At 48.8% G+C, this 16,170-nt stretch carries 12 protein-coding genes; 9 read left to right on the forward strand and 3 right to left on the reverse strand.

Going from position 1 to position 16,170, the window contains the following annotated elements; translation table 11 throughout:
- The first annotated feature begins 102 nt into the window (after window positions 1-102).
- The 3 genes from GW590_RS18130 (at window position 103) to fabV (ending at window position 4,807) form a co-directional block, all read left to right on the forward strand.
- On the forward strand, window positions 103-1,281 hold the full coding sequence (locus GW590_RS18130; protein ID WP_169404489.1) for a CMD domain-containing protein: 1,179 nt from the start codon (window positions 103-105) through the stop codon (window positions 1,279-1,281).
- Window positions 1,282-1,845: 564 nt separating this feature from the next.
- Complete coding sequence (gene dtpA, locus GW590_RS18135; protein ID WP_169404490.1) at window positions 1,846-3,363, forward strand: dipeptide/tripeptide permease DtpA; 1,518 nt, start codon at window positions 1,846-1,848, stop codon at window positions 3,361-3,363.
- Between the two features lie 244 nt (window positions 3,364-3,607).
- Window positions 3,608-4,807 carry an enoyl-ACP reductase FabV gene (gene fabV / locus GW590_RS18140; protein WP_169404491.1) on the forward strand — a complete coding sequence of 400 codons (1,200 nt, stop codon included), beginning with the start codon at window positions 3,608-3,610 and terminating at the stop codon, window positions 4,805-4,807.
- 180 nt (window positions 4,808-4,987) lie between these two features.
- Here the strand turns inward: fabV and GW590_RS18145 are convergent, their stop codons facing one another.
- Entirely contained in the window at window positions 4,988-6,910 is a 1,923-nt protein-coding gene (locus GW590_RS18145; RefSeq protein WP_169404492.1) for a diguanylate cyclase domain-containing protein, read from the reverse strand.
- A gap of 207 nt (window positions 6,911-7,117) precedes the next feature.
- On the reverse strand, window positions 7,118-8,149 hold the full coding sequence (locus GW590_RS18150; protein ID WP_169404493.1) for an AraC family transcriptional regulator: 1,032 nt from the start codon (window positions 8,147-8,149) through the stop codon (window positions 7,118-7,120).
- 634 nt (window positions 8,150-8,783) lie between these two features.
- Between GW590_RS18150 and GW590_RS18155 the strand changes: the two genes are divergently transcribed.
- From GW590_RS18155 to GW590_RS18180, 6 genes are all read left to right on the forward strand, one after another.
- Window positions 8,784-9,104: a hypothetical protein gene (locus GW590_RS18155; RefSeq protein WP_169404494.1), complete on the forward strand. Its 321-nt coding sequence runs from the start codon at window positions 8,784-8,786 to the stop codon at window positions 9,102-9,104.
- 86 nt (window positions 9,105-9,190) lie between these two features.
- On the forward strand, window positions 9,191-10,321 hold the full coding sequence (locus tag GW590_RS18160; RefSeq protein WP_169404495.1) for a GGDEF domain-containing protein: 1,131 nt from the start codon (window positions 9,191-9,193) through the stop codon (window positions 10,319-10,321).
- Window positions 10,322-10,527: 206 nt separating this feature from the next.
- Window positions 10,528-12,195, forward strand: a complete 1,668-nt coding sequence (locus tag GW590_RS18165; protein WP_169404496.1) for a sensor domain-containing protein — start codon at window positions 10,528-10,530, stop codon at window positions 12,193-12,195.
- A 168-nt stretch (window positions 12,196-12,363) separates the two neighbouring features.
- Entirely contained in the window at window positions 12,364-13,230 is an 867-nt protein-coding gene (gene dapA / locus GW590_RS18170; protein WP_169404497.1) for a 4-hydroxy-tetrahydrodipicolinate synthase, read from the forward strand.
- 86 nt (window positions 13,231-13,316) lie between these two features.
- Window positions 13,317-13,922 carry a glutathione transferase GstA gene (gene gstA, locus GW590_RS18175; RefSeq protein WP_169404498.1) on the forward strand — a complete coding sequence of 202 codons (606 nt, stop codon included), beginning with the start codon at window positions 13,317-13,319 and terminating at the stop codon, window positions 13,920-13,922.
- Between the two features lie 835 nt (window positions 13,923-14,757).
- Complete coding sequence (locus tag GW590_RS18180) at window positions 14,758-15,177, forward strand: hypothetical protein (protein ID WP_169404499.1); 420 nt, start codon at window positions 14,758-14,760, stop codon at window positions 15,175-15,177.
- 66 nt (window positions 15,178-15,243) lie between these two features.
- Here GW590_RS18180 and pdxY read toward each other — a convergent pair whose 3' ends face one another.
- Entirely contained in the window at window positions 15,244-16,104 is an 861-nt protein-coding gene (gene pdxY / locus GW590_RS18185) for a pyridoxal kinase PdxY (protein ID WP_169404500.1), read from the reverse strand.
- Window positions 16,105-16,170: the final 66 nt, after the last annotated feature.

The following is a 16,170-nucleotide window of genomic DNA, read 5'->3' on the forward strand; positions in this document are numbered from 1 at the left end:
GCTATTCCTTTTAGCTATGATTTATCACTTAACAGTATTTTATCTGGCGTTCACTATCAGCAAGGATAGAGTCTGAAATTGCCCTACGCAAAGGACTCGATCATGGAACAACAGCGCCGGGCCGCTCACGATGGTTGGTATCACGAAACCCAATCCAGCCAACAGCGGCAAACGCCCGCAGTACCCTGTCAAATAATAACCACTGACAGTTTTCTATTAGGCCTTGAACAAAAGCTCGCGCCCTCATTCCGCATTTTGCTGACTCAACGCAGCGGCCTGTTGAGCGCCGGGCAACGCTGTTATAACCAGTTGTTTCCTGAGGAAGTACCGCTGTCACGTACACAGACACTGTCACTTTACGACCGCCTGAGCAGCGCATTAACCGTCGCCCAGGTCACCGGGATCCAGCCACTTTGTAGCCACTACGCCGCACGTCTCGCGCCGCTGAACTGTCCCGACGCCTCCCGCGAAAGCAATATCCGCCAAACCCACCTTGCCCAATACGCCCGATTACTCGCCACCCAACCTTCTTTAATCAATCGCCAAATGTTAAGCCAGTTGCAGGATGTCGGCCTGAGCGCAACGGATATTATTATTTTTTCACAACTGATTGGTTTTGTGACCTTTCAGGCGCGGTTGCTGGCAATTATCAATGCGCTGGCGGGGCGTCCGGCCACGGTATTGCCTGGTTTCCAACATGTGGAAGAGAGCTCAGCGCAGGGATTCTCTTTGCAGCCGCGCCGCTGGCAAGCCTACTTGCCGACGCTTGATATAGCCCAGGCCAGTCAGCAACAGTTGGATATCCTTGATGACTGTGCCGAGGACGGGCGCGACTCGGCGTTCTATCGTTTATTGGTGCTCGATGCCTCCTCGTTAAGCGCATTGTCGGCAATAGCGGCAACAATTATGCAGCCCGCTGACAGCGAAAAATCCCGACTGCAACAGTGGTCCGCGGTGGTGACTTCACGACTGAATGGCTGCCTGTTTTGCGCCGGGGTGCATGGACATCACTATCTGCAAGCGGGGGGACAATCCCGGCATATTGAGCGTCTTTTTCAGGGTAAGGCTGGCAGTAATGGGCTGACAACTGACAAGGATCCGCTGGTCAAAGCCGTGCAGATCCTGGCACAGACGCCGGAAAAATTTGATGCCGCAGCGCTGCAGCTCTTATTGGACGCTGGCTATGATCATCAGCAGGCAGTGAGTATCCTGCTTGCCAGTGCGCTTTTTTGCTGGGTTAATCGGCTGGTGCAAACATTGGGTGATACCCGATTGGCATAAGTTGACAGGTAAACAGGGTCATTCCAGGGTAAATCACTTTGCAATGACCATTTCCTGGTCATCCCTCTGGTTACCTACCCGTTGAGTTTCTAATTATCTTTTTTCCTATCTAAAATTTAGTGTTAAAAATTGCCGAATATCGCATTACAATCTCGATGGAAAATCCCCTTGCAAAATCGCCCATCTTATAGATTTATAAAATTCCAATAAAAACACCTTATGCAGCATATAGCCCCAATTATGCGCCACCAGCTCATGCATTCAAACTGCATTACTCCTGCATACCAGCTACTTTCACCAGAAAATGACTGATTAAATATTCATCAGAATTAAAATTCAATAAAAATGCTAAACATAATTTTTAATTCTGCATAACAAATAGCGTATAGCGTAACTAGCAGGGAAAGGATAACTGTAACCGAATATTTCACAAAGCTTGCCTCCGCGCGCAAGATAGTGAACATTAGCCGCCGTCATACATCCTATAACAATGCTGAGCGTGGCTGGTTGCGCGACTTAAGTGCTGCCCGACCTGGTGTCGGGAAGAGATAAACAGAGGTATCAGTGTCAAAAGTAAACTCAAACACCACATCACAGGAAAGCGTCAGCATGAACGCTTTCAAACAACCTCGGGCCTTCTACCTTATTTTCTCCATCGAATTATGGGAAAGATTTGGTTACTACGGTCTGCAGGGGATTATGGCCGTCTATCTGGTCAAAATGCTTGGCCTGACCGAGGCCGAATCCATTACGCTTTTCTCCTCCTTTAGTGCCTTGGTTTATGGCTTTGTTGCCATTGGCGGTTGGCTGGGGGATAAAGTATTAGGCTCCAAACGCGTTATCGTACTGGGTGCCATTGTGCTGGCGCTGGGTTATGCCCAGGTTGCCTATTCAGGACATGATCTGTTCTGGGTCTATATGGGGATGGCAACCATTGCCGTGGGTAATGGCCTGTTTAAAGCCAACCCCTCTTCTTTGCTGTCAACCTGCTATGAAAAAGATGACCCGCGTCTCGATGGTGCTTTCACCATGTATTATATGTCGGTGAATATCGGTTCCTTCTTCTCCATGTTGGCAACCCCTTGGCTGGCGGACAAATATGGCTGGAGCGTGGCTTTCTCGCTGAGCGTTGTCGGTATGCTGCTTACCCTGGTGAACTTTATGTTCTGCCGCCGTTGGGTGAAGCGTCAGGGTTCAAAACCCGATTTCCAGCCACTGAATTACGGCAAACTGCTGATGGTATTGATTGCCGTTGCTGCGTTGGTGGCGATCTCCAGCTTCCTGCTGCACAACCAGTCGATTGCCCGCTGGGCGTTAGCCATTATTTCTCTGGGTATTATTCTGGTATTTACCAAAGAGACCTTCGCCTTAAAAGGCATTGCACGCCGTAAAATGATCGTTGCCTTCCTGCTGATGCTCGAAGCGGTGGTGTTCTTTGTGCTTTACAGCCAAATGCCGACATCCCTCAACTTCTTTGCCATCCATAACGTGAATCATCAACTGTTTGGCTGGGACTTTCAGCCTGAGCAGTATCAGGCGCTGAATCCATTCTGGATCATGGTCGCCAGCCCGATTCTGGCCGCCATTTACGCCAAGATGGGTGACCGTATGCCGATGCCACACAAGTTTGCCATCGGTATGGTGCTCTGCTCCTGTGCCTTCCTGATCCTGCCGTGGGGCGCTCGTTTTGCCAGCGATGCCGGGATTGTGTCGGTCAACTGGTTGATTTTCAGCTATGCCTTGCAAAGTATTGGTGAGCTGATGATCTCCGGTCTGGGTCTGGCGATGGTTGCACAGTTGGTCCCTCAGCGTCTGATGGGCTTTATTATGGGTTCATGGTTCCTGACCACCGCTGCGGCAGCGATTATCGCCGGGAAAGTGGCCGCGTTGACTGCAGTGCCTGCGGAAATCAACGATGCTCACGCCTCACTGGCCATCTACAGCCATGTCTTTATGCAGATTGGTATTGTCACTGCGGTGATTGCCCTGTTGATGCTGCTGACGGCGCCAAAACTGCATCGTATGACGCTGGATCAGGCCAACGATGAGAAACAGCCGCAAATTGTGGCGGCAAAAGCCTGATCTGCTAATGCAAGCCACCTGCTGAACGATTTATATCGTCGCAGCGGGTGAATTTTCGCCAACGTCGTTGGCGATGTCAGGCATCCTGAAGTGGCGGTTTAACCGCCACTTTTTGTTTCTTTTGTTACCTTCGCTGCAATTTATTGCCCACATTTTGCCAACATGCAAAAGCAGAGTCTTAAGTATGTCGCAAAAATAAGGTAATATTACCCTCCTTTTATAAGCAACCAAGATAAGCCTTGTCATGATTATCAAACCTAAAATTCGTGGTTTTATCTGTACGACCACTCACCCGATCGGCTGCGAAGCCAACGTGCGTGAGCAAATTGCATACGTGAAAGCGCAAGGCAAACTGAAAGACGGACCAAAACGCGTCCTGGTCATCGGTGCCTCCACTGGTTATGGGCTTGCCTCAAGAATTAACGCCGCTTTTGGTGCAGATGCTGCCACCATTGGGGTGTTCTTCGAAAAACCGGGTAGCGAAAGCAAGACGGGTTCCGCTGGCTGGTATAACTCTGCGGCTTTTGATAAAGCGGCAAAAGAAGAAGGCTTGTATTCCAAAAGCATCAACGGTGATGCATTCTCCAATGAATGCCGCGATACCGTTATCGATCTGATTAAACAGGATCTGGGTCAAATCGACCTGGTGGTTTATTCCCTGGCCTCGCCGGTGCGTAAACTGCCTGACTCGGGTGAAGTGGTTCGTTCGGCTCTGAAGCCTATCGGCGCACCTTACCAGTCGACTGCCCTGGACACCAATAAAGACAAACTGGTCAGTGCCGTAGTAGAACCGGCCAACGAGCAAGAAATTGCCGACACCATCAAAGTAATGGGTGGTCAGGACTGGGAACTGTGGATGAACGCGCTGGCTGATGCGGGTGTGCTGGCCGATAACGCCAAGTCCGTCGCCTATTCTTATATCGGTACTGAGCTAACCTGGCCAATCTATTGGCACGGTACGCTGGGTAAGGCGAAAGAAGACCTCGATCGCGCGGCGCAGGCCATTGACAGCAAGCTGAAAGCCAAAGGCGGCTCAGCGAATGTCGCGGTACTGAAATCTGTAGTAACCCAGGCTTCTGCTGCCATTCCGGTTATGCCACTGTACATCTCTATTGCTTTCAAGATCATGAAAGCGCAAGGGATCCACGAAGGCTGTATCGAACAAATCCAGCGCCTGTTCGCTACTAAACTTTATAACGACTCAGTGCCGGATACCGACGATAAAAATCGCCTGCGTCTGGATGACTGGGAGCTGCGTGATGAAGTACAAAAAACCTGCGGCGAGATCTGGTCTCAGTTGAACGATGACAATATCTATGAACTGACTGACTATCAGGGCTACAAAACCGAGTTCCTGCGTCTGTTTGGTTTTGGCCTTAACGGCGTTGACTACGATGCGGATGTTAGCGCCGAAGCTGACTTCGACGTGATCACCCTGGCTTGATGCTATAAAACGCCCCTCGGGGCGTTTGAGTTTGATGACAAAGTCGTCTTGATGATCGAGATACCCGGGCATAGCACACCCAGGGGCGCTCCGGCGGGCAAGCCCGCTACGACCCCAACGGTGCACTCTCCCTAATAACGGACTTTGTCAGCAGTCTGAAACGCCCCTCGGGGCGTTTTTTTATCCCTGGCGGCTAATCCGCAAACCTTCCTCGACAATATAACGCCCTTTCCCTGTCTGTTTTGCCTGATACATTGCCGCATCGGCGCGCGCCATTATGGAATCTGGTAACATCGAATGCTGAGCATGTCCGTAAGCGACGCCAATACTTGCCGACAGCGTGATTGGCACACCCGCAATGCGGTCATTCTCACTCAATGCCATCAGCAGCCCACGACAAATGGCCGGGACGTCTCGTTCGGCAGCCTCAATATGATTAAGCAGAATAACAAACTCATCCCCTGCCAGGCGAGCAACGATATCCTGCGAACGCACGTTATCACGCAGCGTCCGGCCAAAACACTTAAGCACTAAATCGCCAAATTCATGACCGTAGCGATCGTTGTATCCTTTGAAATTATCGATATCCAAAAATAGCAGGGCAACATCCTGAACGGCGTACTCTTGCTGGCGGGCAATATCATTCAATATATGCTGAAAGGCGCGACGGTTAGGTAAACCGGTCAGCGAGTCGTGATTGGCTTCATATTCCAGCTGCGCCTGCAGCTCTTTGATTTCAGTAATATCGGTAGAGAGTCCATAGAATCCATCCTGTGGATTGTCGCAAGGGATCAGGGTGGTATGCAGGATGCCGCCCTGTCCGGTCTCGGGATTACGAGGAATTTCAATTTCATAACTCACCGACTTGCCCTTTAATACCTGCTCAATCAGCGGTTCGGCAAACAGATAGTTATCCTGACCCAGCACCTGCTGCACGGTCATTTGCGTGATTTGCTGCTCCGGGATACCAAACCAGTCGGTATGAAACTGATTGATAAAGGTGTAGCGCTGGTCAGCATTCACATGACAGATTAACGCCGGCATATTATCGGTGATAGCTCGCAGGCGATTTTTGCTCTCGGTCAGTTCTCGTTCCCGCGTCATTCGCTGGGACATTTCCTGGTGCAGTAGCTCAATGGCCACCTGCAGCTCATGGGTACGGGCAATCACTCGCTGCTCGAGATCCTGCTGCAGCTGGTACAGGCTCTGCTCTATCCTTTTACGTTCCGTAATGTCGTTAAGCACCACAATATAGTGGTGCGGCTCACCCTGTACGGTGCGCACCAGCGAGGCGGTGACACTGGTCCATATCGGTTCGCCATCTTTTTTGATCAACAGTTTTTCTACCGTAAAACTGTCGATCTCACCGCTTAAAAGCTGCGGCAATAACGGTGTTTCTTCGTGGCGATCCTGGGGATGCACCAGATCGCGCACTGATTTATCCTGTAGCTCCAGTTCACTGTAACCGAGCATGCGGCAAACCTGCGGGTTGATACGCAACCAGTTCCATTCCATACCCAGCAGCGAAAAACCTACCGCGGCATGCGAAAAGGTTTGTTCAAAAAGAAGTTCACTTTTTAGCAGATCATCTTCAACCTTTTGCGTATGCAAACGTCTCTCAAGGCTGAAAATATAACTTTGCACCAACGCGGTCATATCACTCAGCGCCTGTTGATCCTCGGTATCGAGGTCGCGCGCTTTATCATCCAGCAGACAGAGTGTACCCAGCGTAATCCCCTCTCTGGAGCGCAGCTGGCAGCCAGCATAAAAAACGATCCGCGGTTCACCAAGCACCATTGGATTATCGTAGAAGCGGTCATCCTGACGCGCATCTGTTACCACCAAAATTTCCTGCTGCAAGATGGCGTGCCCACAAAAGGAGATGTCGCGCGGTGACTGGGAGATTTGTAACCCGGTATACGAGAGAAACCATTGCCGATCTGCATCGATTAAGGAGACCAGGACAGCTTTGACATGAAAGTGCCGCGCCGCCAACCGGGTAATACGGTCCAGCTCTTCAACTCGGGGAGAGTCAAGGATACCCAGCGTGGTCAGCAGTGTTTGGCGCGCCTGTTCATCGGCGGCAAGATGCGGTGCTAACATATTGCGCTCTCATATGAAACAATGATGATGTCAACCATTTTACCGCTCTTATCGACAAATCCCTTCACATTCCGCTGACGAAGGTCAAAAATCAGAATACTGACAGGTTATTTATTTGTAACAGCCCTGAGCGATTTACTAGCATTTCCATTAAAAAAAATTAACTTTCAGAAACATCAATCTCCTCGCGCTGTCTGGCGAGACGGCTTATAGCGAGCTGACCCAATTGACGTGGGTTGCATCTATAATGTCATGACCTGTATTGGCTTTCTGGAACAAAGTACGCATTTCTGACGGCGTTGCCCCATATACCTCCTGAAAGTAGCGACGCAGCGCACTCAGCTCCAGACCGCATTGATGGGCAATGGTCGCCAGACTTTGATCCGACATGCTGGAGGCGCGTAGCAAGCGCTTGGCGAGCAATAATCGTCGGCTGCGGATAAATTGTGCAATGCCGCCTAATGGCTCAAACAGTCGATAAAGACTGGAACGTGAGATGGCAAAGTCTTTGCAAAGCTGTTCAACATTGATTGCCTGCGCAAGATTGTTCTCGATAAACATGCAAATCCGCTCCAGCCGGGCACTGTGCGCAAAAGGTTGTTCAACCTTTTTACCGGCAACCAAATGCAGGGTTTGCAAAAACACGCTGGCCGCACCTTCGCCGGTACTGAGCACTTCCTGCTCGGTCATTTGATCAAACACCTGCACCATGGTACCAAAATGGTTGCGCAAAATAATATTGACCGGCGAACTCGCCGGAATGGTTTTGCCATGTAGCGAAGCAATATCGACATTAAAATGTAAGCTGTGCTTAGGCATAATTATGTACTGGTAGGTACATAATCTCGGCCGCAAATCGCCAGGAAAAACATGGATCTTGATTGGCTGTGACATATCCTGAATCAGGATATCACCCTGCTTTAACTGAAAGCGTTTGCCAAAGCACTGGCAATCCATACCGCCAATGATCACGATAAAGATCACAATATGATCCGGCATGGCAAACAGATTACCGTATTGCCGGTCGATATCATGCTCGCTAACAGTAAGGACGCCACCGATTACTCGACCAAAATTGTAGCCAGTAACGCCCCAGTCAAACTCTTCGAAATGGCGTTGGGGTAATTCCAGTTTAAAACCTGCACTGGACATCCCGTCCTCCCACTCGTAAAAACGCGTTTCAAAATCGTTGTACTTATTAGCTGAATCGACAATTTTACGTGATGAAGAATCCGTCATTTACACACCATATTAGTAAGAATATTCTTAGACCATAATCACTCATGCCCATCAAATCAATACATAACGAACACAGGTAATACAAATTAATTTAATCATTCAGCTAGCAGGCTTATGATTCAAGCGATTGGTCTATGCCAGGGCATTGTATTATTTCAGCTTATTTTTTCAACAAAGCGGAATTAATCAAAAACGCTACTCAATTGATGGCGATGTTGGCGAGAACCGGGCGCTTATTGGTGAGTTTTTTTAATCAATTAGCAGAGGGGGGAGCTGATTACATTTCATGGCTTATCCTCAGTCAAAATGGGGATCACAGTGAAAACTTTATCGACAAGTCAATCGATTACTGCCTGGCGGAAGTCAGTGAGTCAATCATAATCCTTATGAGATACTCGTATTATTCCCCGTTAGCAGTGGATTGTTGCCGAGAAGGCTTATCGATGGCATTAAAGGGCAACATTAAATTCAACAAGTAAATGAAAATAATTTTCATAGACGCACGGTAAATACATACTGTTTTTGTTATATTTATCATAAGTACAAGCAGCATGCTGTACACAAAACAATCGGCCAGCTTATGGCTCGACAGACATGCATAACGGCAGTTCCCCCCTATCACCAGGATGAACAAATGGAAAAAAGAAAAGTCCTGGATGAAGGACGTCAGTTAAAACGCCTGAATGCCGAAACGAGAAAACTCTCGCATGTACATAAATGGTTTGCCATTGTGGCAGCGTTGGATTGTGTGCTGGTTTTTTTCTACGACAGGGATATGCGCAACATTGTGTTTTCTGGCGGTGTTTGTCTGGTCTGCACTTATCTGTGGTTCAAAGGCCGCATGCGCTCTCGTGCCTACCGCCGCGAATACCGGGAAAAGTATGCCAAAGACCCGGCACCGCCACCCGCAGCCCAGGAGTCTGCGGGTAAAGACGGTAAACCAGTAAGTCAGTGAGTTTTTTATAGCAAAGAAACCTGGATGGCCTGTTTTATCTATCAGGCGGAATATTAAACGCGCAATAGCAAACGTAACCAACATTTATGCATCTGAACGTCTATACGTTATATATTTTTGAGCTTTTTATTCTCGTTCTGCTCACGGTAGTCATGATGTGTGCCTGGCTTGGTGGTCGACGTGATCCCACGCTGGGTTTGACCGCTATTATGCTGGCCCTCGGTGCACTTTGTACGCTGCTGGGCAGCATGCGTAACGCGAATCCGCTTATTCCTATTTTATTGGGAAATATGCTTAACATTCTTTGTTATGCCATATTATGGAATGCAATACGGATGTTTGCCGCCAGAAAGGCCAAGTGGCAGTGGGTAGCAATCGGTCCGCTGATATGGGCGCTGTTTTGTCTTTGGCCCACTTTTATGCAGACACTGGCCTTACGTATTCAACTTAACTCAATCCTGGTTATTACCTTTACCGCATTAACCAGTTTTGAACTTTGGCGGGCACGCAAGCAGTTGCATGTCACCTTCCTGCCCGCCATGCCGTTGATTGTTTTGCACGGTTTGTTTTATGCCATCCGGCCATTTTTTGATAATGGCGTGCCCTATGCCGAAGTGGCTGGCGGTCACAGCAGCGGTTTTTTTTCGGTGCTGATTTTTGAAGCCATTCTTTACGCGGTCTGTCTGTCTTTTATTATTTTATCCATGGTGTATGAACGCGATCAGTTAAGCTATAAGCAAGCGTCTTTGCTCGATCCATTGACCGGAATGGCTAACCGTCGCGCCTTTGTTCAACAAAGTGAAATTCAATTACAGCGTCAGTCCCGCGATCAGCGACCACTGACACTTATATTATTTGATTTGGATAATTTCAAAATAATTAATGACAAATTTGGCCACCACGGTGGTGACAGTGCCTTGATACATTTCTGTCATATTGTCGAAAGATGTTTAAAAGGCCCGGAGATTTTTGCCCGTATTGGCGGCGAAGAGTTTGCATGTCTGACACCGAGTACGCTGCCTCAGGCATTAAACCTGGCGGAAACCATCAGGCAGCAGGTTGAGCAGGAATCGCAGGTGGCGATTGCGATGACCGTCAGTATTGGGCTGACCGCCAGCCAGCCATTGCAGGACACGCTTTCCAGCCTGCTGGTAAAAGCTGATACGGCACTTTATCAGGCGAAATCTTCAGGTAAAAATCGTATCGAGCTCAATTGATGATTATTCATGCGGATAATATATCGATAACCAGACTTAAGACCAGATAACTCAATGAATTAGCAAATTTAAAAACAACTATAATATTCTCGATACAATCTGGGTAATAATTAGAATCAAAGACGATGGTAATTCAAATTTTGACTCCGTGCCGTGGCAAAGGGCACCTGCTTGCACTCATATTCTGCTCAGGGTATTAAATAAAAATGTTGAATGATCTTAGGGTATGCCAGGCAGTTTTAGATGCGCTTACAGAAGCGACGGTTCTGAAAGACGATGAGCGTAAACTGATTTTTATCAATCAAAAAGCCTGTGAGCTGTATGGCCGTCCACGGGAGGAATTGATCGGTAAGGAGTATTCTTTTTTTAACGATGGCGATCAGGCCGCTCGGCAACGCGATCGGGATAATGAGGTATTGGCCACCGGAACAAAATGTGTCTATGAAGAGACATTGATTGATGCTAGCGGCAAGCGCCGTAACGTGCTGGTTCGTAAGACGTTGCTGGTACTGGAAAACAAGAATTATATTCTAACCTCAATCATGGATATCTCCCTGCTACGCAGCTCAGAGGCGCAGATACGCTATCTGGCCCGTCACGACGTGCTGACCGGTTTGCCTAACCGCACGGCGCTTAATGAAGATCTTAGCCAAATCGCCGCCCAAAGGATGTATAACCCTGAACCCCACGCCTTGATCCTGTTAAACCTGAATGACTTTAACTATCTCAATGATACCTACGGCTATCAGGCCGGGGACGCGATTCTTTGTGAGTTTGGTCAGCGTTTACGTAATGAAGTCAATGGTTCCGGTACCGTCTCGCGCATCGGTGGTGATGAATTTTCCATTATTCTGCGTAATAACCCGACCCAGGAAACCGTGCATAATCTGGCGCTGGAAATTCTGATTATGATGCGCCAGCCTTTTACCCTTACCCGCGCCAATCCACTGGTGACCCTCTCCTTTGGCATTGTGATGTTTGGTTCTGAAAATATTACCGCCGGAGAGATCATGCGCCGGGGTAACACTGCGCTGCTGGAAGCCAAGCAGCGAGGGAAGAACGTTTTTTCATTCTATTCAGAGTTATTGGATGCCAGCAGCGTCAGCAAAAGGATCATGGTCAAGGCACTGGCGGAATCGCTGGTTAAAGAAGGCGATCTGAGCTGCGTTTATCAGCCCATTTTACGCAGCCATGATGAAAAAGTGGTCTGCGTCGAAGCGCTGGCGCGCTGGACCCACGGGGTGCTGGGTGCCGTCTCCCCGGTGCAGTTTATCGCCCTTGCTGAAGAGACCGGGTTGGTTATCCAACTCGGAGAGATTATCCTGCGTCAGGCGTGCCGGGAAATTAAGGACATTAATACATTGAATCTGGCAATCAATGTTTCCGCGGTACAACTGGGCGAAGCCAACTTTGCCGATCGTATTATCTCGTTGCTCAACGAAGAGGATTTCCCTTTCACCCGACTGGAACTTGAGCTGACGGAAACCTCGGTGATGAACGCCAATGCCACCAGCCTGACGCATTTGTCACGACTGCGGCAGTTAGGCGTCAAAGTCTCTCTGGATGACTTTGGTACCGGTTACTCCAGCCTTAGCCTGCTGAAAGATATTTCGGTTGATAGTGTGAAAATTGACCGCTCCTTTGTGCAATACGTGACCGAAGTCAATGATACGGCAGCGATTGTTTCGGCGGTGTCACAGTTGGGCAATAAAATGAAGCTTAACGTGATTGCCGAGGGGGTAGAAAACCAACTGCAAAAAGCGTTTCTGATCTCGGCTGGCTGCTCACACTTGCAGGGTTATCTGTTCTCACGTCCGGTAACAATCGACATACTGCTTTCGTTATTAGATCAGGATCACAAACTTAATGCCTGACATTAGCGATATCAATAATGCTAGCCGGCTTATTAAATCATACCATTAGCCGGCACGAGATTTTTACCGCAGACTATAACAAGCGTAAATGCCGCCAATTATGAATGGTTTATTAGTTGCCTTTCTCTGCCAATTTTTTGATCGCCAAACGGGTGTTCGGGTTTAAACATGTCTACATTTTCAGGTATTTGGGTTCCACTGGTCACGCCTTTTAAACAAGGCGAGATCGACTTTCCAGCATTAACCGCCCTCTGTCATCATGTGATGCAGCAAGGGGTTGACGGCGTTGTTGTTTGCGGTACTACCGGTGAAGCTCCAATGCTGTCTAAAGAAGAGCAGTTGCAAGTGCTCGACGCCGTGCTACAGGTGGTGCCAGCCAGTCAGGTGATGATGGGCCTTTCCGGCACGCATATGCCAAGCGTGCTGTCCATGCTGGCGGCGATTACCCTGCGCGACGTGGCTGGCATTTTGCTGCCTGCCCCATACTATATTCGGCCGTCTCAGGCCGCACTCGAAGCCTGGTTTACCGACATCGCCAATCGTTCTCATATACCGATTATTGTCTATAACGTCCCTTACCGCAGCGGCATCCATCTTGAGCTACAGACATTGCGTAATCTGGCCAAACATCCGCGCATTGTGGCAATCAAGGACTGTGGCGGCAGTAATGACCTCACCTACTCGCTGATTGCCGATGGTGAGCTGGACGTACTCTGCGGCGAAGATGGGCAAATTCTTTCGACGCTATGTATGGGTGGCAGCGGTGCTATCGCCGCCTCGGCCCATCTTTTCACCGATAAATTTGTGCAATTGGTCAAACAGGTTCAGGCCGGAGATTTACCGCTGGCACGGAAAAATTTCTATCAACTGCTGCCGTTGATCCGTTTAATGTTCTCTGCGCCAAACCCGGCGGCAATCAAGTACGCCCTCTCGTTGAACGGCTTGATGGTTAACGAGCTTCGCGCCCCGCTGCTGGCGGCACCGGCTGAAGTGGAAACGGCGATCGTTAATTATCTCAATACGTTAAGCAGATAGCTTATAATAAGCAGCGATATTATTTTAGCTACTGACATTTCCTCGCCCATCCTGTGGATGGGACGACATTATCTGACGGAGTGCGTATGAAACTTTATTACAAAGCGGGTGCCTGTTCCCTTTCTCCACACATCGTTTTGCGTGAAGCCGGCGTCGATTTCAGCATTGAAAAAGTCGATTTGAGCAGCAAAAAAACCGAAGAAGGTGATGACTTCTTCAAGATCAATCCCAAAGGCCAAATCCCAACCCTGCTGCTTGATGACGGCACACTTTTGACCGAAGGCGTGGCTATCGTGCAGTATATTGCCGATCAAAAACCCGATCGTCAGTTGATGCCAGAAGTAGGTACGCTGGCGCGTTATCATGCCCTGGAATGGCTTAACTATATTGCCACTGAGCTGCACAAAGGTTTTAGCCCACTGTTCAACCCTAAAGCCCCGGATGAGTTTAAATCGTTGATGCGTGAAGCACTCAGCAAAAAGTTTGCCTATGTCAATGCATCATTAAAAGACAAAAACTTTCTGCTCGGCAGCCACTTTAGCGTCGCCGATGCCTACTTGTTTACCGTAATGCGTTGGGCACAAGCGCTGAAGTTTGATCTGTCGGCATTTGTCGATCTTAACGCCTGGCTGGCACGCGTTGCCGCGCGTCCTGCGGTGGATGCAGCATTGGTGGCCGAAGGCCTGAAGTAATGCCCTTGCAGGTATAAGAAGGTCGGAAGACATCTCCCAAACTGCAGACAAAGTCCTGGCCGAAAAGCCGGGACTTTGTCCTAATAAGGTCAGTGCACTTAACGGACTGACTGCCATGTTAAAACAAACCGCCCTACTGCAATCCCCATTTGAAATGGTCCCTCCTCCCTTATGGTGCCAACAAAGGCCACTATTCATTCTTGGCAATCGCGAGGGAAATGTATGCGCACACCCAGAGAACACTTCGCGATAAGAGAGGAAGCATTGACTCTCGCAACAACGCAAATAGCCATCCAATTGCAGCTTATTAATATTAATTTTGAAAGAATAAAAGAGACAGAGTGGGTACTTGTTCGCCATGCGTGACGCAGACATCCGGTACGCAAAGGCCTAAAAATTGAATTTAACTGGTTGGCACACCGCAATAAAAGACGCGATAAGCTAGATGTCAGCATCTGGTCACAGGGAGTTTTATGCGGGCTTTTTCTGGCCAAATTATCCAGAAAAAGTATTAACGTCGCATTGCGATATCTCGAGTCGAATCCTTATTGCCATCCGCTGTCGGGTAAAGTTATCCCCGTTGGCCTTATTATCGCCGAGAGTTTTGCCGTTTCCTACGGTGCATATCAAGTCATGGTATGCCGACCGGAAAGACATTTAATTAAATATTATCGAAGTTTTGGATATGAACTCAATGATGCTGATCTGCAACGGGAAAGGCGTAACTGTAAAATTCGCGCTAACTCGCTGGTCAAAAAGCTTTAATCACAAAATGGACGTTTTATAACCCGCCGTGGTAATGTTTTGCTATTAATTCGCCTTTTGGGGAGGGTATATGGTTAAAAAAAACTATCCTGACACGCTCAAAAACAGACGTGTTCCCACACCTTTTGCCAGCACAGACGTTAGCCTCGCAAATAATCATATGCCGGAGACAGTAGCAATGAAATGCAGCCTGTCTGCGGATATCCTTCGGCCGGAATATAGAAAAGTTTTAGACTTCGTAAATAATAACAATATCCTCTATGGGGATGACTCATCCAGACCCGGCGCTGCCATTAGAGAATTTGTTGAAACACAGATGCTCAAGATGGCCATTTCCAGCCAGGCTCGCAGCTTGTCACCGGAAAGACTGCAAAAAATGCTTGTCGAGAGTGCCAGACCGCAGCGCAGTTATCGAAACTGGCAGCCTGATGCCGAACTTGAGCAACGTTCAGGAATGCACGCGGGTTCTTCTCGGCTTACAAAAACCTGATGAGAATGATGCCGCTTCGATCGAAGTCTGAGGCACCGATAGCGGTGCCTGGTTACTGCATTAATGTCATAACTTTACTGCGGTAAAATGGTGCTCGGGCTTAACGATTTTATCTTGGGCGGCAACGATCTGCAGTTCATATTCCCCCATGGCATGAGTAGTCAACATCACCTCATAAACTGCCGCTGTAACATGCTCCAGTGCTTTATCCAACGCTTCGCCTTTTAGCAGATTCACCAGTAATAGCCCGCTGGTCAGATCGCCAACGCCTACCGGTTGACGTACACCAAAATCCACCAGCGGACGATGAATATGCCATGCCTCTTCGGCAGTCACCAATAGCATTTCAAAACGATCGCTATGATATCCGGCGCGGCTTAAATGCTTGACCAATATTACTTTTGGTCCTTTGGCACAGAGTTCGCGAGCCCTGCTTACCGCTTCCTGCACATTGCCAATGGCATGACCGCTGAGCATTTCCAGCTCCAGCAAATTGGGTGCCATAATATCGCAGTTGATCAGCGCCTGTTTGCAGTGAAACTCGGCAACACCCGGGGCGACAATACAGCCCTTTTCCGGATGACCCATCACCGGATCGCAAAAATACCAGGCATCAGGATTGGCGGCTTTCACCTGACTGACAATCTGCAGGATATGTTCACCCTGTTCTGCAGAACCGATATAGCCACTAAGTACGGCGTTACAGTCTTTTAAACGATGAATATCGGCAATGCCCTGCACAATCTCGGTCAAATGGTTGGCGGGCATAACACAACCCGTCCAATGACCATACTGAGTATGGTTGGAAAACTGCACTGTATTGAGTGGCCAAACGTTTGCGCCCATACGACGCATAGGAAACTCTGCCGCGCTGTTACCCGCGTGACCAAAAACAGTATGGGATTGAATGGAGAGAATATTTTTCATGCTGGGGTCCGATGCCAACGTCATCAGCCAAGATGGCGCAACGGGGGGAGAGAAAGCCGGCAAGTC

Source organism: Rouxiella aceris (assembly GCF_012933545.1).
In the GTDB taxonomy this organism is placed as follows: domain Bacteria; phylum Pseudomonadota; class Gammaproteobacteria; order Enterobacterales; family Enterobacteriaceae; genus Rouxiella; species Rouxiella aceris.